The sequence below is a fragment of the Phreatobacter sp. GW821-FHT04C01 genome (genome assembly GCF_059420385.1).
Genome location: NZ_JBWKTP010000006.1, coordinates 205,905 through 228,173, shown reverse-complemented (window position 1 = coordinate 228,173; position 22,269 = coordinate 205,905). Strand labels below are relative to the sequence as shown.

Annotated in this window: 21 protein-coding genes; 15 read left to right on the top strand and 6 right to left on the bottom strand. The window is 66.7% G+C overall.

All coding sequences use genetic code 11. The features are described 5' to 3' along the window. Positions 1-2: 2 nt before the first annotated feature. Positions 3-1,259 carry a D-amino acid dehydrogenase gene (locus AC07WJ_RS23190; RefSeq protein ID WP_494937034.1) on the top strand — a complete coding sequence of 419 codons (1,257 nt, stop codon included), beginning with the start codon at positions 3-5 and terminating at the stop codon, positions 1,257-1,259. Between the two features lie 129 nt (positions 1,260-1,388). On the opposite strand, the gene AC07WJ_RS23185 is transcribed toward AC07WJ_RS23190, so the two are convergent. Next, the gene (locus AC07WJ_RS23185) at positions 1,389-1,931 is read right to left on the bottom strand and encodes a GNAT family N-acetyltransferase (RefSeq protein WP_494937033.1); all 543 of its coding nucleotides are present in this window, start codon (positions 1,929-1,931) and stop codon (positions 1,389-1,391) included. A 69-nt stretch (positions 1,932-2,000) separates the two neighbouring features. After that, positions 2,001-3,212: an MFS transporter gene (locus tag AC07WJ_RS23180; RefSeq protein WP_494937032.1), complete on the bottom strand. Its 1,212-nt coding sequence runs from the start codon at positions 3,210-3,212 to the stop codon at positions 2,001-2,003. Positions 3,213-3,417: 205 nt separating this feature from the next. Here AC07WJ_RS23180 and AC07WJ_RS23175 point away from each other — a divergent pair, with 205 nt between their 5' ends. The 9 genes from AC07WJ_RS23175 to AC07WJ_RS23135 all read left to right on the top strand — a co-directional run bounded on the left by AC07WJ_RS23175 (position 3,418) and on the right by AC07WJ_RS23135 (position 14,411). Beyond that, positions 3,418-4,338 (top strand): LysR substrate-binding domain-containing protein, encoded by a 921-nt coding sequence (locus AC07WJ_RS23175; protein ID WP_494937031.1) that lies wholly within the window; start codon positions 3,418-3,420, stop codon positions 4,336-4,338. Positions 4,339-4,402: 64 nt separating this feature from the next. Further along, entirely contained in the window at positions 4,403-5,680 is a 1,278-nt protein-coding gene (gene gabT, locus AC07WJ_RS23170; RefSeq protein ID WP_494937030.1) for a 4-aminobutyrate--2-oxoglutarate transaminase, read from the top strand. Between the two features lie 335 nt (positions 5,681-6,015). Then, positions 6,016-7,116, top strand: coding sequence for an ABC transporter ATP-binding protein (locus tag AC07WJ_RS23165; RefSeq protein WP_494937029.1), 1,101 nt, complete (start codon positions 6,016-6,018; stop codon positions 7,114-7,116). A 48-nt stretch (positions 7,117-7,164) separates the two neighbouring features. Beyond that, on the top strand, positions 7,165-8,229 hold the full coding sequence (locus AC07WJ_RS23160) for an ABC transporter substrate-binding protein (protein ID WP_494937028.1): 1,065 nt from the start codon (positions 7,165-7,167) through the stop codon (positions 8,227-8,229). 77 nt (positions 8,230-8,306) lie between these two features. Next, positions 8,307-9,188, top strand: a complete 882-nt coding sequence (locus AC07WJ_RS23155) for an ABC transporter permease (protein ID WP_494937027.1) — start codon at positions 8,307-8,309, stop codon at positions 9,186-9,188. A 3-nt stretch (positions 9,189-9,191) separates the two neighbouring features. Further along, on the top strand, positions 9,192-9,986 hold the full coding sequence (locus AC07WJ_RS23150) for an ABC transporter permease (protein ID WP_494937026.1): 795 nt from the start codon (positions 9,192-9,194) through the stop codon (positions 9,984-9,986). A gap of 145 nt (positions 9,987-10,131) precedes the next feature. Next, positions 10,132-11,733 (top strand): zinc-binding metallopeptidase family protein, encoded by a 1,602-nt coding sequence (locus AC07WJ_RS23145; RefSeq protein WP_494937025.1) that lies wholly within the window; start codon positions 10,132-10,134, stop codon positions 11,731-11,733. 55 nt (positions 11,734-11,788) lie between these two features. Then, the gene (locus AC07WJ_RS23140; RefSeq protein ID WP_494937024.1) at positions 11,789-12,796 is read left to right on the top strand and encodes a dimethylarginine dimethylaminohydrolase family protein; all 1,008 of its coding nucleotides are present in this window, start codon (positions 11,789-11,791) and stop codon (positions 12,794-12,796) included. A 70-nt stretch (positions 12,797-12,866) separates the two neighbouring features. Further along, entirely contained in the window at positions 12,867-14,411 is a 1,545-nt protein-coding gene (locus AC07WJ_RS23135) for an acetolactate synthase large subunit (RefSeq protein WP_494937023.1), read from the top strand. A gap of 119 nt (positions 14,412-14,530) precedes the next feature. Here AC07WJ_RS23135 and AC07WJ_RS23130 read toward each other — a convergent pair whose 3' ends face one another. Beyond that, on the bottom strand, positions 14,531-14,995 hold the full coding sequence (locus tag AC07WJ_RS23130; RefSeq protein ID WP_494937022.1) for a GNAT family N-acetyltransferase: 465 nt from the start codon (positions 14,993-14,995) through the stop codon (positions 14,531-14,533). Positions 14,996-15,144: 149 nt separating this feature from the next. Next, on the bottom strand, positions 15,145-15,915 hold the full coding sequence (locus AC07WJ_RS23125) for a TetR/AcrR family transcriptional regulator (RefSeq protein WP_494937021.1): 771 nt from the start codon (positions 15,913-15,915) through the stop codon (positions 15,145-15,147). Between the two features lie 188 nt (positions 15,916-16,103). On the opposite strand from AC07WJ_RS23125, the gene AC07WJ_RS23120 reads away from it, so the two are divergent. From AC07WJ_RS23120 to AC07WJ_RS23100, 5 genes are read left to right on the top strand one after another with little or no spacing between them, the layout of a single operon-like run. Next, positions 16,104-17,327 (top strand): ABC transporter substrate-binding protein, encoded by a 1,224-nt coding sequence (locus AC07WJ_RS23120; RefSeq protein ID WP_494937020.1) that lies wholly within the window; start codon positions 16,104-16,106, stop codon positions 17,325-17,327. A 26-nt stretch (positions 17,328-17,353) separates the two neighbouring features. Then, positions 17,354-17,989 (top strand): DJ-1/PfpI family protein, encoded by a 636-nt coding sequence (locus AC07WJ_RS23115; RefSeq protein ID WP_494937019.1) that lies wholly within the window; start codon positions 17,354-17,356, stop codon positions 17,987-17,989. 45 nt (positions 17,990-18,034) lie between these two features. After that, complete coding sequence (locus AC07WJ_RS23110) at positions 18,035-19,081, top strand: phosphotriesterase family protein (RefSeq protein WP_494937018.1); 1,047 nt, start codon at positions 18,035-18,037, stop codon at positions 19,079-19,081. Positions 19,082-19,119: 38 nt separating this feature from the next. Then, the gene (locus AC07WJ_RS23105) at positions 19,120-20,478 is read left to right on the top strand and encodes an aspartate aminotransferase family protein (protein WP_494937017.1); all 1,359 of its coding nucleotides are present in this window, start codon (positions 19,120-19,122) and stop codon (positions 20,476-20,478) included. After that, on the top strand, positions 20,475-20,672 hold the full coding sequence (locus tag AC07WJ_RS23100; protein WP_494937016.1) for a hypothetical protein: 198 nt from the start codon (positions 20,475-20,477) through the stop codon (positions 20,670-20,672). Before AC07WJ_RS23105 ends, AC07WJ_RS23100 begins: the two co-directional genes overlap by 4 nt. A 20-nt stretch (positions 20,673-20,692) precedes the next feature. On the opposite strand, the gene AC07WJ_RS23095 is transcribed toward AC07WJ_RS23100, so the two are convergent. Together AC07WJ_RS23095 and AC07WJ_RS23090 are read right to left on the bottom strand one after the other, a co-directional pair. Continuing rightward, entirely contained in the window at positions 20,693-21,508 is an 816-nt protein-coding gene (locus AC07WJ_RS23095) for a nitroreductase family protein (RefSeq protein ID WP_494937015.1), read from the bottom strand. A gap of 56 nt (positions 21,509-21,564) precedes the next feature. Continuing rightward, positions 21,565-22,242: a nitroreductase family protein gene (locus tag AC07WJ_RS23090; RefSeq protein ID WP_494937014.1), complete on the bottom strand. Its 678-nt coding sequence runs from the start codon at positions 22,240-22,242 to the stop codon at positions 21,565-21,567. Between the last annotated feature and the right edge of the window lie 27 nt (positions 22,243-22,269).

Genomic DNA, 22,269 nt, shown 5'->3' with positions numbered 1-22,269 from the left:
ATATGAAGACGGTCATTCTTGGCGGCGGCGTGATCGGTGTCACCAGCGCCTATTATCTGGCGCGGGCCGGCCATGAGGTGGTGGTCGTCGACCGGCAGCCGGGTGTCGCGCTGGAGACCAGCTTCGCCAATGCCGGCGAGGTCTCGCCCGGCTATTCCTCGCCCTGGGCCGGGCCTGGCGTGCCGGCCAAGGCGGTGAAATGGCTGACCATGAAATACGGACCCCTGGTGGTCCGGCCGAAGCTCGATCCCGCCATGTGGATCTGGATGCTGCGCATGCTCGGCAATTGCACCACGGCGCGCTACCGGGTCAACAAGAGCCGCATGGTGGCGCTGGCCGAATATAGCCGCGACTGCCTGATGGCGCTGCGCGCCGATACCGGCATCGCCTATGACCATCGCAGCCAGGGCACCCTGCAGCTGTTCCGGACGCAGAAGGATCTCGACGGCACCGGCGGCGATATCGAGGTGCTCAAGGAATTTGGCGTCGGCCACGAACTGCTGGATCGCGCCGGCTGCGTGGCGGCGGAACCGGCGCTCGGGCTGGTCAGCGAGAAGTTCGCCGGCGGCCTGCGCCTGCCACATGACGAGACCGGCGACTGCCACATGTTCACCCAGGCGCTCGCCGCCAAGGCGGCCGAACTCGGCGTCGAATTCCGCCAGGACATCCGCATCGACCGGCTCGCCAGCGAGGGGGGCCGCATCACCGGCGTCGAGACCAGCGCCGGCCGGATCCTGGGCGACAATTACATCGTGGCGCTCGGCAGCTATTCGCCGCTGCTGCTGCGCCCGCTCGGCATCGACATCCCGGTCTATCCGGTCAAGGGCTATTCGCTCACTTTGCCGATCACCGAAGCCGAGGCGGCGCCCGTCTCGACCGTCATGGACGAGACCTACAAGGTCGCCATCACGCGGCTCGGCGACCGCATCCGGGTCGGCGGCACGGCCGAGCTCGGCGGCTACGACCTGACGCTCCATGCCGGCCGGCGCGCGACGCTCGAACATTCGGTCGGTGACCTCTTCCCGCGCGGCGGCAGGATCGAAGGCGCGAAGTTCTGGACCGGCCTCCGGCCGATGACGCCGGACGGCACCCCGATCATCGGCGCTACGCGCTACGCCAACCTGCACCTGAACACCGGTCACGGCACGCTTGGCTGGACCATGGCCTGCGGCTCCGGCCGGCTGATGGCCGATCTCCTGTCCGGCCGCGCGCCCGACATCGAGCCCAGCGTCTATCGCGCGGACCGCGGCGCCGCCTGAGGCGGCGGACCGGCCGGCGACGGCTGCGTGCAAACCTGCGGGCAGAGGCGCTCAACGGCGTCGCTGTCGGTGAATGAGTGGTCTGACGGGCAGGGCCCCGGATGAGCCGCCATGGACCTCTTGCCCGGATCAGGCCTCTTGCCGCGTGGCGGAACTGAAATCGTCCCGCGTCATCACGTAACATTTGCAGGCGACATCCCCCTGCCTGCCATGGCCGACCAGGCGCAGGCCGATCTTCTCGGCCACGTGCGTCGAGCGTGAATTGGCCGCGTCGATATCGGCGACGATCCGGCTGAGGCCCGCCGTTCGGAAGGCGTGTGCGACGATCGGGCGGGCGGCCTCGCTTGCATAACCCTTGCCCCAGGCAAGCCGGTTCAGCCGCCAGCCGATCTCGATCTCCGGGCCGACGCCGTCATAGGGGATCAGCAGGATCCAGCCGAGAAACTGATCGGGCCGATCCTTGGGAAAGATCGACCAATATCCCAGGCCGGAACCGAACGACATTTGAATCCGCTCGCTCAGGAAACGCTCATGCTGCGCAGCGTCATTCCAGGGCCCGGGGATATATCGCGTCACGTCCGGATCGCGGTCCATCGCCAGGCAGGCCTCGAAGTCGCGCATCGAGCGCGGCTGAACCAGAAGACGTTCGGTCTCAAAACGCGGCAAGGACACGGAATCTTCTCCCGTCGCGAAACCCGGCCGTAAGACAAGGGTTCGATCAAGAGCAGCATGCCGTTGGCATCAACTGGTCGCAACCGTCTCGAGCGACGGCCGGCGGCGGGCGAGCACGAGCAGGATCAGCAGCGCGCCGCACGAACACGCCATGGCAAGGCCGAGCAGGGCTTGCGTCCCGGAACGCCCGAGCAGCCCGACCAGGACCGGCGGTGCCAGCGCGGAGATCAGGTTCAGCGGCAAGGCGATGTGCGAGGAGGCCCTGGCATAGTCGGCCTTGTCGTAGAACACCAAGGGGATGGTCGCGCGTGCCACGGCCAGAGCCCCGCTGCCCAGGCCATAGAGGACGATGAAGGCGGCGATCGACCAATAGGTTCCGCCTCCGGTCATCAGGAGCAGCATGGAGGTCGGCAAGGCGAGGCCGGCAATGAGCCCGGTGGTGATGCCGTCCCATCGCCCGCCGCCCAGGAAGTCGATGCCGCGGGCGCTTACCTGGATGACCCCGAGGGCCGAGCCGAAGGCGAGGGCTTCGGCCGGCGGCAGGCCCGCCGCCTTGAGCAATTCGATCATCACCGCCGCGAAGCCGAAGGTGACGAAGCTGTTCAAGGCGACCGCCGAGACGATCAGGGAGAAGGTCCCGCGCTTGACCGGCCGCGGGGGGCCGGCGGCCGGGCCGGACATCGCCGCCGGGGCGCTGCTTGCGGCTGGTCGGCGCGGCAGGCCGAAGGCGTAGAGCGGCAGGCATATGAGCAGCATCATGCCGGCATAGACGAGGCATGTGCCACGCCAGCCCGCCATGTCCGCAAGGACCGAGGTCAGCGGCCAGAAGATGCTGCTGGACAGCCCGGTGACCAGCATGAGAGCGCCAATGGCGCTTTTCGCCTTCTGCCCGGCGATCTCGTTCAGCATGATATAGGCGGCCGTCGACAGGCTCGCGCTGCCGGCCGCGCCGAGGATCGTCCAGGCGGCGAAATAGGCCGCAGGGCCATGGGCGAGCGACATGACGACGAAGCCCGGCGCCGCCAGCAGCGTTCCCGCCATCATCACCTGGCGCGCGCCGAGGCGCGTGAAGGCCCGGGCCAAAAGCGGCGCGCAGAGCCCCATCATGACATAGAGCACCGAGCTGCCGGCAAAGGCCGTCGACAGGTCCATGTGAAGGTCGCCGGCCATCTGGCGGCCGAGGATCGCGGGAAGGCCGACGGTTCCCCAGCCGACGACCTGCGCCACCGAGAGAACCAGCAATGTCCGGACGACTGTCCCGTCGGCTGTCGGCAATGGCATCTGATCGACCAGGCAATGATCAAAAGTCCTGGCTAGCAGACCCTGTGTCTCAAATTCATGACACCGGCGGCCGGCCGGAATGCGGGCGCCCTGGCATGCGCGCGAGGCCTTGAACGTCCGCGTGACAACCTCGCCCATAGCCCGCGCGGAAAATTCCGGCTAGGTCATGCGCCAAGAGGCCGTGCTGCAAGGAGCCCGCTGGTCGATGCGCCTACCGTCGCTCAACGCCCTGAGGGCTTTCGAAGCCGTCGGCCGCACCGGCAGCATCAAGGCCGCAAGCGATGAACTGGCGGTCAGCCCGACCGTCGTCTCGCGTCACATCCGCAATCTCCAGCTCGATCTCAACGTGGCGCTGGTCGAGGCGCATGGGCGGGGCCTGCTGCTGACCTCGGCGGGCGAGGCTTTCCACGCCCAGATCAGCCGTGCCTTCGACATCATGCGCCAGGCCAATGAGGATATCCGCCCGTCGACCCGGCGCAGCCTGACCATCTGGTGCATTCCCGGCATCGCCAATCAGCGGCTTCTGGCGCGCCTGCCGCTGCTGCAGAGCCGTCTGCCGAATTACGACATTCTCCTGCAGCCGACCTTGTCGCGTCCGGATTTCGCCCGCGGTGAGGCCGATGCCGAGGTGATCCACATGAACATGCTGATCACCCATCCCAATGTCCGCACCGAACTGCTGGCGGCGCCGAGCGTGCATGCGGTGGCCAGTCCCGCCTTCCGCTCGCGCTTTCCGGTGGTGACCGAGGCGGCGGACTTCCTCAAGCTGCCGCTGATCCACGAGGCCTCGACGCTCTATTGGGAACAGTGGTTCGAATATGCCGGTGTTTCCGACCTGCCGATCCTGCGCGGACCGCGGCTCTGGCATGCCCATCTGACCATCGAGGCGGCGCGGCAGGGCCAGGGTGTCGCCCTCGCCAATTCGCTGCTGGTCGAGGAGGATCTCGCCGCCGGCCGGCTGGTCGACATGAGCCCGCATGCCGTCAGCCTCGGCGGTTATTATTTCGTCGCCGCCGCCAAGCGCTGGGCCGATCCGGAGCTGGTGGTGCTGCGCCGCTGGCTGAAGGACGCGCTGCAGAGCGGGGCCGCGACCGGTGCATCTGATGCAGCAATGCGTGCCGAATAAGCTGATTGTCCCTCGACATCCGGGCTCCTAGCGTTCGAGGCCCATCGCCTGAACTGGATGTTCCATGTCGACCAATGCCGAACTGCTGTCCCGCCGTCAGGACGCCGTGATCCGCGGCGTCAGCCATGTCACGCCGATCTCGGCGCAACGCGCCCGCAATGCCGAGGTCTGGGATGTCGAGGGCAAGCGCTATGTCGATTTCGCCGGCGGCATCGCCGTGCTCAATACCGGTCACTGCCACCCGAAGATCCTGGCCGCGGTCAGTGAGCAGATGCAGCGCTTCACCCACACCTGTTTCCAGGTGCTGATGTATGAGCCCTATATCGCGCTCGCCGAACGGCTGAACGCCATGGCGCCGATCCAGGGGCCGCTGAAGACCGCCTTCTTCACCACCGGCGCCGAGGCGACCGAGAACGCCGTCAAGATCGCCCGCGCCGCCACCGGCCGTTCCGGCGTCATCGCCTTTACCGGCGCCTTCCATGGCCGCACCATCATGGCCTCGGCCATGACCGGCAAGGTCGTGCCCTACAAGAAGGGCCTCGGCCCCTCGCTGCCCGATGTCTGGCACGTGCCTTTCCCGGTGGAGCAGTTTGGTGTCAGCGTCGAGGATTCGCTCAAATATCTCGGCTACATCTTCAAGGCCGATGTCGACCCCTCGCGGGTTGCCGCCATCATCATCGAGCCGGTTCAGGGCGAGGGCGGTTTTCACCAGGCGCCGCCGGAACTGATGCGGGCGCTGCGCCGGCTCTGCGACGAGAACGGCATCGTGCTGGTGGCCGATGAGGTGCAGACCGGTTTCGGCCGCACCGCCAAGATGTTCGCCATGGAACATTACGACGTCACGCCCGACCTGATCTGCGTCGCCAAGAGCCTGGCCGGCGGTTTTCCGCTCTCCGGTGTCATCGGCCGGGCGGCGATCATGGACGCAGCCGATCCGGGCGGCCTCGGCGGCACCTATGCCGGCAATCCGCTCGCCTGCGCCGCGGCGCTCGCCGTGCTCGACATCTTCCAGGAAGAGAAGCTGCTCGACCGGGCGGTGGCGCTCGGCGCCCGCCTCAAGACGCGGCTCGAAAGCCTGCGCATGCGCAACGGCCTGATGCCGATCGCCGATATCAGGGGTCTCGGCGCCATGGTGGCTTTCGACATCGTCAAGGATCGCGGCAGCGCCGAGCCGGATGCCGACGCGACCCGGCGCGTGGTCCAGTTCGCCCACGAGAACGGCCTGATCCTGCTGTCCTGCGGCACCAACGCCAATACCATTCGCATCCTGACGCCGCTGACCGCCGAGGAAACGGTGGTCGATGAGGGGCTGGATATTCTCGAGGCGGCGCTCGCCTCCTGATGCCCCCGGCCGGCGGGGCTGAATGCGCCCGTCGGTCGATCCAAGCCATCCGCCAGGCGCCCGCGCGCGACCCGCCCCTGACGGTGCGGATGTCGCGCGCGGGCGTTTTGCATCCGCTCCGGCCGTTGCCGACGGGCGCAACATTTGCTGCATGACACGGCGCCAATCGTTCAAAAAAAACACCATTCATGTGCAAATTAGATGATTGTTGCGCCGCAGGCTCTCGGCCACACTTTTCATGTTGCAGCAAGACTATCAGGCGTTTCGCGGCGGTCCGCGTTCGCGTCGAAAGATGGTCGCAAAACAAAAAATGACGACAGCGGGGTATAGCAAGCGTGACTGCGGCTGCTCAAATTGGTCATGATCTGAATATTGACAGCCTGAGTAAATTCTACGGAGGATTTACTGCGCTCGATAACGTATCGCTGGCGGTCCGGCGCGGTGAATTTCTGACGCTGCTCGGGCCCTCCGGTTCGGGCAAGACCACCCTTCTGATGTCGATCGCCGGCTTCGTTCAGCCCGATCGCGGCGACATCCTTCTCGACGGGCGCAGCATCGGCCACCTGCCGCCCGAGCAGCGCAATTTCGGCATGGTGTTCCAGGGCTACGCCCTGTTTCCGCACATGACCGTCCAGGACAATGTCGCTTTCCCCCTGAAGGTGCGCAAAAGGCCGGCGGCAGAGATCAAGGAAAAGGTCGATGCTGCGCTCGACCTCGTGCAGCTCGCCTCGCGCGCCGACCGCTATCCGCGCCAGCTCTCCGGCGGCCAGCAGCAGCGTGTCGCGCTCGCCCGCGCCATGGTGTTCACGCCGCATCTGCTGCTGCTCGACGAACCGCTGAGCGCGCTCGACAAGAAGCTCAGGGCCGAGCTGCAGGAGGAGCTGAAGCGCCTGCACAAGCGTGTCGGCCTGACTTTCATCTACGTGACCCACGACCAGGACGAAGCGCTCTCCATGTCGGACCGCATCGTCGTCATGCGCGACGGCAAAGTGGTTCAGCAGGGGGCTCCGGGTGAGCTCTACGATCGTCCGGCGACGCGTTTCGTCGCCGACTTCCTGGGCAAGAGCAATTTCCTGCGCGGCAAGGTCGAAAGCCATGTCGCCGGCGGTTTCACCCTGACCCATCAAGGCGTCAGGATCACCCAGGCCTGCCCGGAGGACGAACGTCCCGCCGTCGGCCATGACGTGGTGATCGCGCTGCGGCCGGAAAAGATCGCGATCGCCGGGGCGGCGGCCACCTCCGACAACCTGCTCAAGGGCATCGTTTCGGAATGGAACTATTTCGGCTCGCAGTTCCGCCTGGTGGTCGAGACGCTGGAGTTCGGCGCCATCGCCATGGTGATTCCGACCTGGAAATACGGCGAGCCGCCGGTCGCCGGCCAGCCGGTGACCCTCGGCTGGGACCGCGACGCCGGCACTTTGGTCGCCGACAGCTGAGCCTCACGCATCGCATCAAGATCAAGACGAACAGATGGGAACCTTGCCATGACCAAACGCAACGCGACTTTCGACATTTCCAGGCGTGCGCTGCTCAAGGGTGCAGCGGGCCTTGCCGCGGCCCCGGCCGTGTTCGGGCCGGCCAGCGCCTTCGCCCAGGCGCGCAAGGAGGTCATCCTCGTCAACTATGGCGGCGCCGCCATGAAGGCCTTCGACGAGGCCTATGTGCAGCCCTTCGCCGCCCAGGGCGGCCGCATCGTGCTCGACGGCAGCGGCCCGCTGAACGGCAAGATCCTGACCATGGTGCAGTCGCGCAACGTCACCTGGGACATTTGCGACGCCGGCATCACGACGCTTGCCGAACTGGGCCCGCGCAACGCGCTCGAGAAGATCGACTACAGCATTGTCGACAAGACCAAGGTGCCGGCGGAATTCGCCTATGACAACGGCGTGGTGAACTACATGTTCTCCTCGGTGCTCGCCTGGGACACCGCCAAGGTCAAGGAGACGCCGACGCTCGCCGATTTCTTCGACCTGAATAAATATCCCGGCCGGCGCATGATGCGCAAAGACTCCCAGGCCATGCTCGAGCTCTGCCTGCTCGCCGATGGCGTGCCGATCGACAAGCTCTACCCGCTCGATACCAGGCGCGCCTTCGCCAAGCTCGCGACCATCAAGAAGGAAGTGCTCTACTGGAACAGCGGCGCCGAGAGCCAGAGCCTGATGCGCGACGGCGAATGCGTCATGGGCCTGCTGTGGCACACCCGCGCCAATATCCTGAAGGCCGAGACCAATAATCGCATCGCCTTCACCTTCAAGGACGGCCTGCTGCAGCCGGGTCTCTGGGTGGTGCCGAAAGGCAATCCGGCCGGTGCCGAAGCGTTCCGGGCCATCGCCTCGATGCAGCAGCCCGAGGGCCAGGTGAAACTGCTGGCGGCGATGGGCAACGGCCCGTCCAATCCGGCGGCGCAGGCCCTGGTTCCCGAGGCTCAGCGGTCGATGAACCCGGCTGATCCCGCCAATGCCGCGGTGCAGGCCAAGATCAATGCCGCCTGGTACATCGAGAACCATTCGAAGACCTTCCAGGCCTATCTCGACTTCATCTCGTCCTGAGCCACCGCCGGCGGCGCGGCTCCGCAAGGCCGCGCCGCCAAGGCCTCGTCGTGACCGAAATCCCGGATTTCAAAGCAATGACCGCCTCCGCCGCCCGGCCGATGCCTTCGCCGCCGCGCCGCCTGCATTTCAGCGCGACCGGCCGCTACTGGCTGCTGATCATGCCGGCCCTGGTCATGATGGTGGTGTTCTATATCTATCCCATTTCCCGGGTGCTCTGGATGAGCGTCACGGAGCCGCAACCGGGCATCGACAATTTCGCCTTGCTGGCGACCAGCGCTTCGATCCAGCGCATGCTCTGGACCACCGCGCGGATCAGCGTCACCACCACGCTGATCACCCTCGTGCTCGCCTATGTCGTATCCTATGCCCTGGTCCATGCCAGCGAGCGGGTGCAGCGCTGGATGTTCCTCGGCGTGCTGGTGCCCTTGTGGATCTCCGTCCTGGTGCGCGCCTTCGCCTGGTTCGTGCTGCTGCGCCGCGAGGGACTGATCAACAACACGCTGATCTCGACCGGGCTCATCGATACGCCGCTCAACCTGATCTGGAACGAGACCGGCGTGATGATCGGCATGATCCACTACATGCTGCCCTTCGGCATCCTGCCGATCTACGCCAACATGCGCGACATCGACCAGCGTTGCATCGCCGCCGCCCGCGGCCTCGGCGCCACCCGCGGCGTCGCCTTCCGCAAGGTGTTCCTGCCGCTGTCGACGCCCGGCGTGGTCGGCGCCGGCATCCTGGTCTTCATCTTCTCGCTCGGCTTCTTCGTCACGCCGGCCATCCTCGGCGGCGGCAAGACCCTGATGATCGCCGAATATATCAAGGTGCAGATCCTGGAGATCGTCCGCTGGGGTGTCGGCACCATGCTCGCCGCCACGCTGCTGGTGGTCATCGGCGGATTGCTCGCCGTGCTCAGCCGCATCGTCGACCTGCGCAAACTGTTCGGGGCGGCCTGAACCATGACCAGCTCCGGCTTCGGCTCCGCCTCGCTCATGACCCGCTCGATGGCCTGGGCCATCATCTGCTTCCTGGTCCTGCCGATTTCGATCGTCTTCGCGGTGTCGGTGACCGACCGGACCTATCTGTCGCTGCCGCAGAGCGGCATGTCGCTGCAATATTACCGCAACCTGCTGACCAGTCCGGAATGGCTCTCCAGCATCCTGCACAGCCTGATCATCGCGGTTGCTTCGACCGCCATCGCGGCGGTCGCCGGCACGCTCTGCGCCATCGGCTGCTGGCGGCTGAGCAACCGCGCCAGCAATGTCATCCGGCTGGTCATGCTGATGCCGATCATGGTGCCGACCATCGTCTACGCGCTGGGCATCTACCAGTTCTGGATCGATCTCCGGCTGATCGACACCTATACCGGCGTGATCATCGCCCATGCCGTCACCGGCTTGCCCTATGTCGTCATCACCGTGTCGACGGCACTGGCGGGCTTCGATCCCAGGCTCGAGCAGGCCGCCCTCAATCTCGGCGCCAGCATGAGCCAGACGCTGCGCCTCGTGATCATTCCCAATATCCTGCCGGGCGTCATTTCCGGCGTGATCTTCGCCTTCATCCATAGCTGGGACGAGTTGGTGATCGTGTTGTTCATCGCCGGCCGCGGCGTCTTCACGCTGCCGCGCCGGATGTGGGACGGCATCAACGAGCATCTCGACCCGACCATGGCCGCGGTTGCCGCCGTGCTGGTGCTGATCACCCTTGCCCTTCTGTTCATCGACATCGCGATCCGGGCGCGCCGCGCCCGCTGAGCCCATCGACATGCGGGCGTCCGCCGTCCGCCGATCTTCCCACGATCCGGACGCTCCGCGTCCGATCTTTCCAGCATGCGGACGCGCAGCGTCCGCTCTTTCCAGCAATGCGTGCCGGTCGCACGCGCCAGACGGAACGAGTTTCATGACCCGACGCGACGCCTTCGGCCCCGACAAGGTTCTCGCCCTGAACTGGATCGACGAGAACAGCCCGCGGCTGTCCCGCGACCACATGACGATCTGGGATTTCCACGAGCCGTCCTGGCGCGAATACAAGTCGGCGGCCTGGTATGTCGAACGCCTGCGGGCCGAAGGCTTCGAGGTCGAGGTTGGATCCGGCGGCATGCCGACGGCGTTCTGCGCGACCTGGTCGAACGGCGAGGGCCCGACCATTGGCGGTTACGCCGAATATGACGCGGTGCCCGGCACCTCGCAGGACCCGGTGCCGCGCCGCCAGCCGCGCGTCGGCGTGAACCGCCATGCCGCCGGGCACACCGATCCGCATTCGGCGCTCGGCATGGGGTCCTTCACCGGCTTCCTCGCCGCCAAGCAGGTCATGCAGGAACGTGGCATCAAGGGGCGCCTGAAGTTTTTCGGTGAGCCGGCCGAGAAGATGTGCGGATCGAAGCCGGTCCATGCCGCCAAGGGTTATTACGACGACCTGGACGCGGCCATCAGCTTCCATCCGCATTCGTTCCCGAGGCTCGCCAACAGCTGCTTCTGGGACACCCACAGCGCGCCCTATTGGAGCCGGATCTACACCTTCGAATGCGAGAACCCGGAGACTTGGCAGAATTCCGGCGCGGTCACCGGCGTCACCCACAGCCATTCGGCGGCGCGCGCGCCCGGCGCCATCGACGCGGTCTGCCTGATGTACACCTCGTCGAAATACATGAAGGAATCCATGCTGCCGCACCATGGCAGCTGGAGCCTGAACGAGTTCATCCTGCATGCCGGCCAGGCGGCGGCCGACAATATCGCGCCGGGCCTCGGCCAGATCCAGTATTCGCTGCGCGCGCCCACCCTCGACATGTGCGAGCGGGTGTTCGAGGTGCTCGACCGCAATGCCGAGCATTGCGCCGCGATGACCCACAGCAAGGTGACCGCGGCCTGGATCACCCGCACCCGCGCGGGGCTTGCCAACCATGCCATGGCCGAGGTCGCCTGGCGCAATTTCGAGGCGATCGGCGCACCCGAATGGGGCGACAAGGCCAAGGCTTTCGGCCGCGAGATCCAGACGAGCCTCGGCCTGGAGCCGATGGCCGATCCGTTCACGCCGGAGATCCAGGAGCTGACCGCGCCCTGGGAGGGCGAGAAGGCGTTCCGCGAGCAATTGCCGCCCTGGCAGACCAACCTCGCCGCCGACGACTATGTCGACTACACGTGGCACGCGCCGACCGTGCGCCTCTATGTCGGCCGCCCGACGCTGCGCGCGCCCAATCCCGGCTATCGCTATCCCGACTGGACCCGCTACGCCATGGGCGGCGTGCCCGATTGCATCGACCCGATGTGGGTGACCGCCAGCAAGGTCATCGCGACCACCATTCTCGACCTGCTCACCGACGGCCAGTCGCTGGCCAAGGCGAAGGCCGAGTTCCGCGAGCGTACCGGCGGCGGCATCGGCGGCACGAAATGGGTGGCGCCGCTGCTGCCGAAGGATTTCCCCGCGCCGGTGCATTACCGCTGGCCCGAATATGTCGCGACCGCCCGTGGGCTGGAATGGACCATTCCGACCACCGCGCCGTGAGCCTCCGATAGCCGACGACAACACACCGAATATCGCCCTCGAGGGAGAGACATCCATGTCGATCATTTCCGAACCCGAATATCGCTACAACATGCTGATCAAGGCCTTCCCCTCGCGTGCCGAGCCGGCCTTCGAGACCGAATCCGAACAGGTCGGCGTCTGGGGCCGCCGCTGGGGCTGCAACAACGATGTCGGCCAGATCCGCATGGTGCTGATGCATCGCCCGGGCGCCGAACTGGGCGTCGTCGAGGCCAACAAGCGCCTGCCGGATATCGGTGCCTTCGGCGATCCCGAGCAGGGCTGGTACTGGCGCGGCGACACGATCCCGGATCTGGCGGCCCAGCAGGCGCAGCACGACGCGCTGTCCAGTGCATTGCGCGAGGAAGGTGCCGAGGTCGTTTATGTCGACCAATGCGCGCCCGGCAAGATGAAGACCGTCTATACCCGCGACAGCGTCATCGCCGTCGACGGCGGCGCCATCGTCACCAGGCTCGGTCCGCCGATCCGGCGCGGCGAGGAATTGCCGGTCACCAGGACACTGGCCAAGCTCGGCATGCCGATCCTGCGCACCATTTCCGGCACCGGCCTGATGGAAGGCGGCAGCTTCGCCTTCATCACGCCCAAGGTGGCGGTCGTCGGCCTGTCGAGCCGCGTCGACGAGGAGGGCGCGCGCCAGCTCGAGGAGGTGCTGCGCACGCAAGGGGTGGAGCTGCTGCGCGTCCATCTCACCGGCTATCGCCTGCATATCGACGGCATGTTCGTGATGATCGATCGTGACACTGCCTTCGTGAATCCCTCGCTGCTGCCTTTCTGGTTCCTGGAAAAGCTCAAGGAATTGAAGATCCGCCAGATCGAGGTTTGCCCCGACGACCAGAACTGGGTGATCAACTGCCTCGCCGTGCGGCCGGGCCATGTCATCGTGCCCCAGGGCATTTCGCCGCGCACCATGGATAAATTCGCCGCGGCCGGCATCACCACGCGCGTGGTCGCCTATGACAAGGTTGCGCTCGGCGGCGGCGGCATTCATTGCTCCACCTCGCCGCTCATTCGCGACCCGCTATGAGTCGCGGCGGGCCGGGCTCACGCAGCCCGGCCTCGCGGACGCGAACCGACAACAGACTGCAGGAGATGACATGAACGGCGCCGAGAGCCTGGTGAGAACGCTGATCGCGGGCGGGGTCGATACCTGTTTCGCCAATCCCGGCACTTCGGAGATGCATTTCGTCGCGGCGCTCGACCGCGTCGGCGGCATGCGCTGCGTGCTCTCGCTGTTCGAGGGTGTCGTCTCCGGCGCGGCCGACGGTTATGGCCGGATGGCCGATAAGCCGGCGGCAACCCTGCTGCATCTCGGCCCCGGTCTCGGCAATGCGCTGGCCAACCTGCACAATGCCCGCAAGGCCAATACGCCGATCGTCAATATCGTCGGCGAGCATGCCACCCATCACCGTCAATATGACGCGCCGCTGACCGCCGATGTCGAAGGCGTCGCACGCCCGATGTCGGCCTGGGTCAAGACCTCGATGGATGCCCGCTCGGTCGCCGGCGACGGCGCCGAGGCGGTCACCGTCGCGCTGACTTCGCCGGGCCAGATCGCCACCTTGATCCTGCCGGCCGATACCGCCTGGAACCTCTCCGATGGCCCGGCGCCGGTGGCCAAGGCTCCCGATCGCTCCAAGGTCTCCGACACCGCCGTGCTGGAGGCCGTCACCGCGCTGCGCTCGGGCGAGCCGGTGCTGCTCCTGGTCGGCGGCCGTGCCCTGCGGGCGAACCCGCTGAAGATCGCCAGCGCCATCAGCGCCGCGACCGGCGCGCATATGATCGCACCGACCTCCAATGGCCGCGTCGAGCGCGGCGCCGGGCGCTCGCCGGTCAGCCGGATCTTCTATCCGATCAAGCAGGCGCTGACCCAGCTCGAGCGCTATCGTCATGTCATTCTGATCGGCGCCAAGACGCCGGTCGCCTTCTTCGCCTATCCGGACACGCCGAGCCTGGTCATGCCCGAGGGCTGCGCAGTGCATCTGCTGGCCGAGCCGCATGACGATATCGAGGATGCGCTGATGCGCCTCGCCGAAGCGGTCAAGGCACCGCTCGGCGGCGCGGTCGTCCAGCCGGCCGGCCGGCCGTCCCTGCCGACGGGCGCGATCACGCCCGATACGGTCGGTGCGGTGATCGGCGCGCTGCTGCCGGAAAACGCCATCATCGTCGACGAGGCGATCAATTCGGTGGGCACCACCTATGCCCAGACCGCCGGCTGCCCGCCGCACGACTGGCTGGCGCTGACCGGCGGCTCGATCGGCATCGGCCTGCCGCTGGCGACCGGCGCGGCGGTGGCCTGCCCCGACCGCCGGGTGGTCGCGCTGCAGGCCGACGGCAGCGGCATGTACACCTTGCAGGCGCTGTGGACCCACGCCCGCGAGAACCTGAACATCACCACCATCATCTTCGCCAACAATGCCTATCAGAGCCTGGAGATCGAGCTCAGGAACGTCGGGGCTCTCAATCCCGGCCGCATCGCGCTCGACATGCTGGATATCGGCCGGCCGGATCTGGACTGGGTCAAGCTCGCCCAGGGCATGGGCGTGGAAGCCGCGCGCGCCGATACGCTCGACGAGCTGATCGACCTGTTCAAGGCGAGCCTTGCGCGCCCCGGCCCGTTCCTGATCCACGTGCCGATCTGACGTCCAGCCGGCGCAAGCGATGCAAGATCCCCTATCGAAGGCGCGGCCCTGCGCCTTCGATATCGGGCGCCAGTCGAGCGTTCCGGCTGTCAGGCATGCCGCGTGCCCAGGGGCCAGGACTATAGCTCCATGTGAATGATTTCGATCGGGTCGCCGCCCAGGCCGTGCGAGAAATGCCCGTGCCCGACGGTCCGGAAACCGTGACGCCGGTAGAAGCCCTCGGCATTGATCGTGGACTCCAGCCTGATCGGTCCGGCATGTCCTTCGCGCGCCTTGTCGATGCCGATGTCGAGCAGTTGTTTGCCAAGCCCCGAGCCCGCGACCTCAGGCAGAACGAACAGGCGGGTCACCTCACCGGGTTCGGCATCGACGAAGCCGACGATCGCGCCGTTTTTTTCGGCCACGATCATTCGGCCCTTCGCGATCAGCTCCTCGTAATAGGCGGGCACGCGTGCACCCATCCAGCCGGCGATCTGGTCCGCCGCGTAGTGGTCTTTCGCCAGTGCCTGGACCGAAAGCCGGGTAACGTCGAACGCCGCCTGGCCATCACCTTGGCGCGCCGGGCGCAGTCTCATGTCGTGCATGTCTTCTCTCGTTCCTCGTAAGATCCGTGCGTCGCGGAAGAGCCGCGCGCGGGAGCTTCAAGGATTTGAGCCGAGGGAGCCAGATCGTTTGATGGCCGCCCAGGCCTGCCGATCAGTCGCGGCGTTCAGGCGGCCCCGATCGCGGTGGCCTATCCCGTGGCGCCTCCGGCTTGCGCGCGCAAGCCGGCGATGAAGGCTTCGACATAGAGATCGAAGCCCGATGTCAGGGGCATCTCGACGCCACTCTGCCAGCGGACGATGAAGGCGCGATTGGCGAGCCGGTCGAGATTGCCGGTCAGGCGCGGATGGTCGGCAGGCGACAGCGTGCGGATCTTGCTCTCGAACGCCTCGGCCCAGCCGGCCGGATCGTCGCTCGGTGTGGGGGCGAGTTCGAGCGTGACATAACCGAGCATCGCGGCGATCACCGCATTATAGGCCGCGACCAGCCGGTCGCCGGCAAAACCCGCGGCTTCCAGCGCGGCAAGAACCTGCTCGACCAGTTGCGGATTGACCCCGGCATTCGACACCAGTTGCGCGCCGAGCAGCGGCGCGACATTGGGATGGCGCCTGAGGCTGTCGCGATAGCGGTGGAAGAGGCCGCGGATCCACGCGGCCCAATCGCCCCCCGTGACGAAGGGCTCGGCGACATCGTCCAGCGCCACCGCCGCGGCTTCCGCCAAAAGCGCGTTGCGGCCCCCGGGCAAATGCCAATAGAGCGCGGTCGGATAGACGCCGAGCAGGCGGGCGACCTCGCGCACGCTGAAGGCGTCGAGCCCGGCCTCGTCGATCAGCCGCAGCGCGGTCTCGACGATCTGGGCGCGGCTGAGGCCGGCCGGCTCGGCGCGCGCGGCTTGCGCCGGTTTCCCGGCGGTTCTCCTGCGCGCTTTCGTCGTCGCCGTGCCGTCACGACCGGAGGCCATTCGCAAATCCTGTCTCTGTCGGTGCTGTCGACCGCCCATACCCGTTTTCTATCAGCCCGACGGACAAACCTCCATTGCCGGCCTGGCGCGCACGGCGTGTGATTCGATCTCCCGAGATCCGTTTTCCTGTACACTGGACAAGATGTAATTGTACGATGTACAAGAGCGAACCAAATGGGGAGGGTGGCATGCCGCGTGTCGAACGGTTCTTCAGCATGCTGGCCGTTGCGGCCGCCTTGGTCTTTCCTCTCCACACCACCGGCGCCCGGGCGGCCGACCCCTTCATCATCGGGGTCAGCGGCGACCGGAGCGGCCCCTATATCGACGTCACCGGGCCCGGCCAGGTGTTGGCGGCCGAGATGGCGGTGGCGGATTTCGGCGGTCGGGTGCTCGGCCGGCCGATCGTCATTCGCTTCGCCGACGACCAGAACCGGCCGGACATCGCCTCGGCCAATGCGCGCCGCTGGTTCGACGTCGATCGTGTCGAGGCGATTGTCGGCGGCGGCAATTCGACCACCGCCTTCGCCGTCCTCAACGCGGCGCGCCAGGCCGGGCGCACCTTCCTGGTGGTCGGCGCCGGCAATCCGGATTTCGCCGGCAAGGAATGCTCGCCGATTTCCACCCAATGGGCCTATGACACCTATGCGCAAGCCGCGGCGACCGGTGCCTATCTCAGCCGCGGCAATACCGGCTCCTGGTTCTTCATCACCGCCGACTATGCTTTCGGCCATGCGCTGGAGCGCGATACCGGCCGGGTCGTCGCGGCCGCCGGCGGCCGGGTGGCCGGCAGCGTCCGCGCGCCGCTCGGCACTTCCGACTTCTCGTCCTTCCTGCTGCAGGCGCAAGGCTCGCGCGCCGGCGTGATCGCGCTGGCGCTGGCCGGCCAGGATCTGATCAACGCCATCAAGCAGGCCGGCGAATTCGGCCTGATCGGCGGCGCGGCCGGCCAGCGCCTCGCCGGCCTCAGCCTCCTGTCCAACGACGTCGTCGGCATCGGGCTTGCCGCCGCCGAGGGCCTGGTCGCCAGCGAGTCCTTCTACTGGGACCGCACGGAGGAAACCCGGGCCTGGACCCGCCGCTTCAATGCCAGGCTGCCCGGCAAGATCCCCAACATGGTCCATGCCGCGACCTATTCGGCCGTGCTGCACTATTTGCGCGCCGTCGAGGCGGCCGGCACGGCCGATGCCCGCGCCGTCAATGCCAGGATGAAGCAATTGCCGGTCAACGACTTCAACAACGCAGGCGTGCATATCCGTCAGGACGGCCGCGTGATGAACCCGATGTATGTTCTCAAGGTCAAGGCGCCCCGGGCCTCGACCGGCCGCTTCGACGTGCAGGAGGTGCTGGCAACCCTGCCAGCCGAACAGGTCTTCCGGTCGGCCGAGGAGGCCGGCTGCCGGCTCGGCCAATGAGCCGCCACGCGAGCGAGGGCGAACCCATGCGTTTCGGCTTTCTGATCTATCCCGGCGTCGAGGAACTCGACCTTGTCGGCCCCTGGGAAATGGCCACCATGTGGCGCAGCTATGCCAAGGGGCCCGAATGCCTGACGGTGAGCGAGACGGGCGGTGCGGCCATTTGCGCCAAGGGACTGAAGATCTCGGCGGATCTCGCCTTCGAGGCCTGTCCGCCGCTCGACTATCTCCTGGTGCCGGGCGGCTTCGCGGCGCTCGAGGAGGCGCGCAATCCGCGACTCGTCGGTTTCGTCGCGGCCCAGGCCAAGGCCTGCCGCCACGTGCTGTCGGTCTGTACCGGTGCGCTGATCCTGGAGGCCGCCGGCCTGTTGGCGGGACGGCGAGCGACCACCCATTGGAAGCTGCTGGCGGGCCTGCGCGCCAAGCCCGGGGTGACCGTGGTCGAGGAGCGCTTCGTCCGCGACGGCAATGTCTGGACGTCCGCCGGCGTCTCGGCCGGCATCGACCTGACGCTCGCCTTCATCGCCGAGGAGGCGGGCGCGGAAGCTGCCTCCATCGTCCAGCACAATGCCGAATATTTTCCCGACGGCCGGATCTACGGCACCGCTCACCAGGGTGATGCCGGCTCGGCCTATTTCCGTGGGCTTGCGCCGAGGGCCTGAACAGGCCGGCGCGATCGGTGATCGATCCACAGGGGAGGAGTGACCATGGGCGGCGTGACCAGGGACCAGCTTCTCGGCAAGGCGCAGACCGTGCTCGGGCTGGTCGATCCAGGCGAACTCGGGCCGACCCTGATGCATGAGCACCTGATCTGGGACATCCGGACCAAGGTCATGGCCGATGACCCGAACCAGGGCCCCGAGATCGACCTCTGCAACTGCTACCGCATCAATTACGGACGCCTGAAAGTGCCGGGCAATCTGGTGCTGCGCTGCCGCGACACGGCGGTCGCCGAGGTCGCGGAGATGCGCGCGGCCGGCGGCCGCACCGTTGTCGAGCTCACCTGCGGCGGCCTCAAACCCGACCCCGACGGGCTTGCCGAGGTGGCGCGCCGCACCGGCAGCCATATCGTCATGGGCTGCGGTCACTATGTCGACGAATATCAGGACCGGGCCAACGAGACGCGCACGCCCGACAGTTTCGCCGCGGAGATGATCGGCCAGGTCTTCGGCGGTGCCTGGGGCTCGCAGGTGCGCGCCGGCATCATCGGCGAGATCGGCTGTCAGGCGCCCTGGACCGCGCTGGAAAAGCGGGTCATGCGCGGCGCGCTCGCCGCCCAGGCCGAAACGGGGGCCGCGATCAACGTTCATCCCGGCCGCCATCACGACCAGCCGCAGGAGGTCGCGGACTTCATCCGCGCCGAGGGTGGCGACATCGAGCGCGTCGTCATCAGCCATATCGACCGCACGATCTTCGATGTCGACCGGCTGCTGCGGCTCGCCGATAGCGGCTGCGTGCTGGAATTCGACCTGTTCGGCCAGGAGCAGGGCTATTACCCGCTCTCCGATATCGACATGCCCAATGATGCCGGCCGGCTCCGGCTGATCCGCGCGCTGATCGACCACGGCCATCTCGCCCGCGTCGTGATCAGCCACGACATTTGCTACCGCACCCGCCTGACCCGGTTCGGCGGCCATGGCTATGGCCACATCTACACCAATGTCGTGCCGATGATGCGCGCCCGCGGTTTCAGCCAGGCCGAGATCGACGCCATCCTGATCGGTAACCCCAGGCGCCTTCTGACCTTCATCTGAGCTTCATCGGTATTCCATCGGGACCGGGGCCATCCGCCATGACCATTCGACATCAGACCATTCGACATCAGCCCTCGGGCGCCGCCAATATCGATATCGAGGCAGCCCTTGCCGAGGTGCGCGAGCAGTTCGTCGCGCGCAATCCCGAGAGCGCACGGCAGCATGGGGCGGCCTGCGCCGTCATGCCGGGCGGCAATACCCGCTCGGTGCTGTTCTATGCGCCGTTTCCGCTTGTTATCGCCGAGGGCAAGGGCTGCCGCGTCCGCGATGCCGACGGTCACGACTATGTGGATTTCCTCGGCGAATATACCGCCGGACTGTTCGGCCATTCGCATCCGGTGATCCGTGCGGCCATCGACCGCGCGCTCGATGCCGGCATCAATCTCGCCGGTCACAATCTCCTGGAGGCGAAGCTTGCCCGCGCGGTCTGCGAGCGCTTTCCCTCGATCGACCTGGTCCGCTTCACCAATTCCGGCACCGAGGCGAACCTGATGGCGGTCGCCACCGCCGTGGTGGCGACGGGCCGCCCGAAGGTGCTGGTCTTCAAGGGCGGCTATCATGGCGGCCTTCTGAGTTTCGGCGGCGGCGCCAGCCGGCTCAACGCGCCCTACGATCTGGTGATCGGCAGCTATAACGACGTCGCCGAGGCCGAGCGGCTGTTGGCCGCCCACGGACCGGAGCTTGCCGCCGTGCTGGTCGAGCCCATGCTCGGCTCCGGCGGCTGCATTCCCGGAACCCCCGAATTCCTCGGCGCGCTGCGGGCCGGCGCGACCCGCCACGGCGCCCTCTTGATCTTCGACGAAGTGATGAGCTCGCGCCTTGCGCCGGGCGGCCTGCAGGAGGCGCTGAACATCCTCCCCGACCTGACGACGCTCGGCAAATATATTGGCGGCGGCATGTCCTTCGGCGCCTTTGGCGGGCGTGAGGATCTGATGGCGCTTTATGACCCGCGCCGGCCCGATGCCCTGCAGCATGCCGGCACCTTCAACAACAATGTGCTGACCATGGCCGCCGGCCATGCCGGCATGACCGAGATCTTCACGCCGGCCGCCGTGCAAAGCCTCAACCAGCGCGGCGACGATCTGCGCCGGCAATTGAACCGGCTCTGCCGTGAGCATGAGGCAGGCCTGGAATTCACCGGCATCGGCTCGCTGATCACGGCGCATTTCTCGTCCAGGCCGGTCCGCACCCCGGCCGATGCCGCGGCCGGCGATCAGCGGCTGAAGGAACTGTTCTTTTTCGACATGCTGGATCGCGGCATCTACCTCGCCCGCCGCGCCATGATGGCGCTGAGCCTGGAGATCGGCGACGCCGAATGCGCCGCGATGGTCGAGGCGGTCGAGGATTTCCTGGTCAGCCGGCGGCCGCTCCTGGCGTCGCGGGCAGGTGCTGCATGACCACGGTCTTCGGCATCCCGGTGCCGGCCTTTGCCGGCCAGGTCCTGCTCGCCTGGCTCAATGCATCGCTCGAGACGCTCGGCCTCACCCTCGCCACGGCCTTCAGCCGCGGATCGGTCGCGGTCTTGCTCGCCGGCTCGGTGCTGATTGCCGGCCTCGTCAAGCTCAGCCGGAAGGTCGCCGGCAAGGACTGAGCTGGTCGCGTCCCGGCCGCTCAGTCGAACTTGCCGCCCGGATTGGGCCTGGCGCCGGTGAAGGCGTCCTTCCATGGACCCAGCCGCTTGTCGGCATCCTCCCACAGGCCGATATCCTCCTCGCCGCGATACATGGCGAACTGGCGGACTTCGTCGACATAATGGTCGAGCATGGCTTGGGGCCGGAATTTCTCGGGGTCGTAGCCATTCCAATGGACGACCTGGTCGAGCGGCCGGCGATAGCGCGACGCCAGGTCCTTTTCCGGCACGCCGATCGGGATCGTGCCGACGGCGCGCAGGCCCTCGGGAAAGCCGAGTACCCGGCGAAGGTCGGCATTGGTGGTGTCCTCGCCGCCGCCCGACAGCCAGGCCGAGGTCAGCCCGACCGCGGTCACCGCCAATTGGATATTCTGCACCGCCGCGCCGATCGAGGCGAGCAGGATGCGTTCGTTGTTCTCGTGATATTCCCGTGCCCAGGCGGCGGTGGTGGCATTCGGAAAGGCTTGTTTCCAGCGCTCGTCCGCCAGCACGATGACGATGGCCACGGTATTGGCCATGTAGGTCTTCTTGACCGCGGGAAAGCCTTTGACATGGTCGATCAGCCGGTTGGACTGGTCGATGAACACGTCGAGCACGGCCTCGCGCATCCCGGGATCGTCGACCACGACGATATCGAAACATTGCGAATTGGCGCCGGTCGGCGCCCATCGCCCGGCTTCCGCGATCTTGAGCAGGACGTCGCGCCCGACCCTCTGGCCGGGCTCGAAGCGGCGCACGCTGCGCCGCCGCCTGATGATGTCGATCAGGGATGCATAACCATCATTCGCCTTGTCCATGCCGGTTCCCCCTGGTGACAGGCCGGCGCCACGCCGTGTTCGGTGCCGGGATGGCGTCAGAGATAGGATGCGATCTCGTTCAACGGCTTCTTTTCGGTGGCGTGGGCCGGAATGGTCGCGTCATCGGCGGGATAGCCAACCACCATCAGGATATAGGGCTTCTCGGTCTCGGGCCGGCCGCAGATCTCGTTGAGGAAACCCATGGGATTGGGCGTATGGGTCAGCGTGGTCAGGCCGGCATAGTGCAGGGCGGTCAAGAGGATGCCGGTGGCGATATTGACCGATTCCGGCACGTAGTAGTTCTTGCGCGATACGCCGTCGGCACTCGGGCTCTTGCGCGCGCCGAAGATGCAGATGAGCCAGGGCGCGATCTCAAGGAAAGGCTTGTGCGGATCGGTGCCGAGCGGCTTCAGCGCGGCGAGCCAGTCCTCGCCAGCCTTGCCGGCATAGAAGCGCTCTTCCTCTTCTTCCGCCGCCTCGCGGATCCGCCGCTTCACTTGCGGATCGCCGATGACGCAGAAGTGCCAGGGCTGGTGGTTGGCGCCGTTCGGCGCCGTGCCGGCGGCGCGCAGGCATGTATCGATCAGGTCGCGCGGCACAGGGCGCGACGAGAAATCGCGCACCGTGTGGCGCTGCCGGATCATGTCGTAGAATTCGGCCGCGCGCCGCCGCATCTCCTCGAGCGGGATTTCCCGGTAGTCGGGCAGCGGGATCGGCTGGTAGTCGGTGATCACGTCGATATCCTCGGGCGCGCAGCTTTG

Coding starts and splice junctions, on each gene's coding strand:
- AC07WJ_RS23190 (WP_494937034.1), top strand. CDS start 3: ATGAAGACGGTCATTCTTGGCGGCGGCGTGATCGGTGTCACCAGCGCC.
- AC07WJ_RS23180 (WP_494937032.1), bottom strand. CDS start 3,212: ATGCCATTGCCGACAGCCGACGGGACAGTCGTCCGGACATTGCTGGTT.
- AC07WJ_RS23175 (WP_494937031.1), top strand. CDS start 3,418: ATGCGCCTACCGTCGCTCAACGCCCTGAGGGCTTTCGAAGCCGTCGGC.
- gabT (WP_494937030.1), top strand. CDS start 4,403: ATGTCGACCAATGCCGAACTGCTGTCCCGCCGTCAGGACGCCGTGATC.
- AC07WJ_RS23160 (WP_494937028.1), top strand. CDS start 7,165: ATGACCAAACGCAACGCGACTTTCGACATTTCCAGGCGTGCGCTGCTC.
- AC07WJ_RS23155 (WP_494937027.1), top strand. CDS start 8,307: ATGACCGCCTCCGCCGCCCGGCCGATGCCTTCGCCGCCGCGCCGCCTG.
- AC07WJ_RS23150 (WP_494937026.1), top strand. CDS start 9,192: ATGACCAGCTCCGGCTTCGGCTCCGCCTCGCTCATGACCCGCTCGATG.
- AC07WJ_RS23145 (WP_494937025.1), top strand. CDS start 10,132: ATGACCCGACGCGACGCCTTCGGCCCCGACAAGGTTCTCGCCCTGAAC.
- AC07WJ_RS23140 (WP_494937024.1), top strand. CDS start 11,789: ATGTCGATCATTTCCGAACCCGAATATCGCTACAACATGCTGATCAAG.
- AC07WJ_RS23135 (WP_494937023.1), top strand. CDS start 12,867: ATGAACGGCGCCGAGAGCCTGGTGAGAACGCTGATCGCGGGCGGGGTC.
- AC07WJ_RS23130 (WP_494937022.1), bottom strand. CDS start 14,995: ATGCACGACATGAGACTGCGCCCGGCGCGCCAAGGTGATGGCCAGGCG.
- AC07WJ_RS23125 (WP_494937021.1), bottom strand. CDS start 15,915: ATGGCCTCCGGTCGTGACGGCACGGCGACGACGAAAGCGCGCAGGAGA.
- AC07WJ_RS23120 (WP_494937020.1), top strand. CDS start 16,104: ATGCCGCGTGTCGAACGGTTCTTCAGCATGCTGGCCGTTGCGGCCGCC.
- AC07WJ_RS23115 (WP_494937019.1), top strand. CDS start 17,354: ATGCGTTTCGGCTTTCTGATCTATCCCGGCGTCGAGGAACTCGACCTT.
- AC07WJ_RS23110 (WP_494937018.1), top strand. CDS start 18,035: ATGGGCGGCGTGACCAGGGACCAGCTTCTCGGCAAGGCGCAGACCGTG.
- AC07WJ_RS23105 (WP_494937017.1), top strand. CDS start 19,120: ATGACCATTCGACATCAGACCATTCGACATCAGCCCTCGGGCGCCGCC.
- AC07WJ_RS23100 (WP_494937016.1), top strand. CDS start 20,475: ATGACCACGGTCTTCGGCATCCCGGTGCCGGCCTTTGCCGGCCAGGTC.
- AC07WJ_RS23095 (WP_494937015.1), bottom strand. CDS start 21,508: ATGGACAAGGCGAATGATGGTTATGCATCCCTGATCGACATCATCAGG.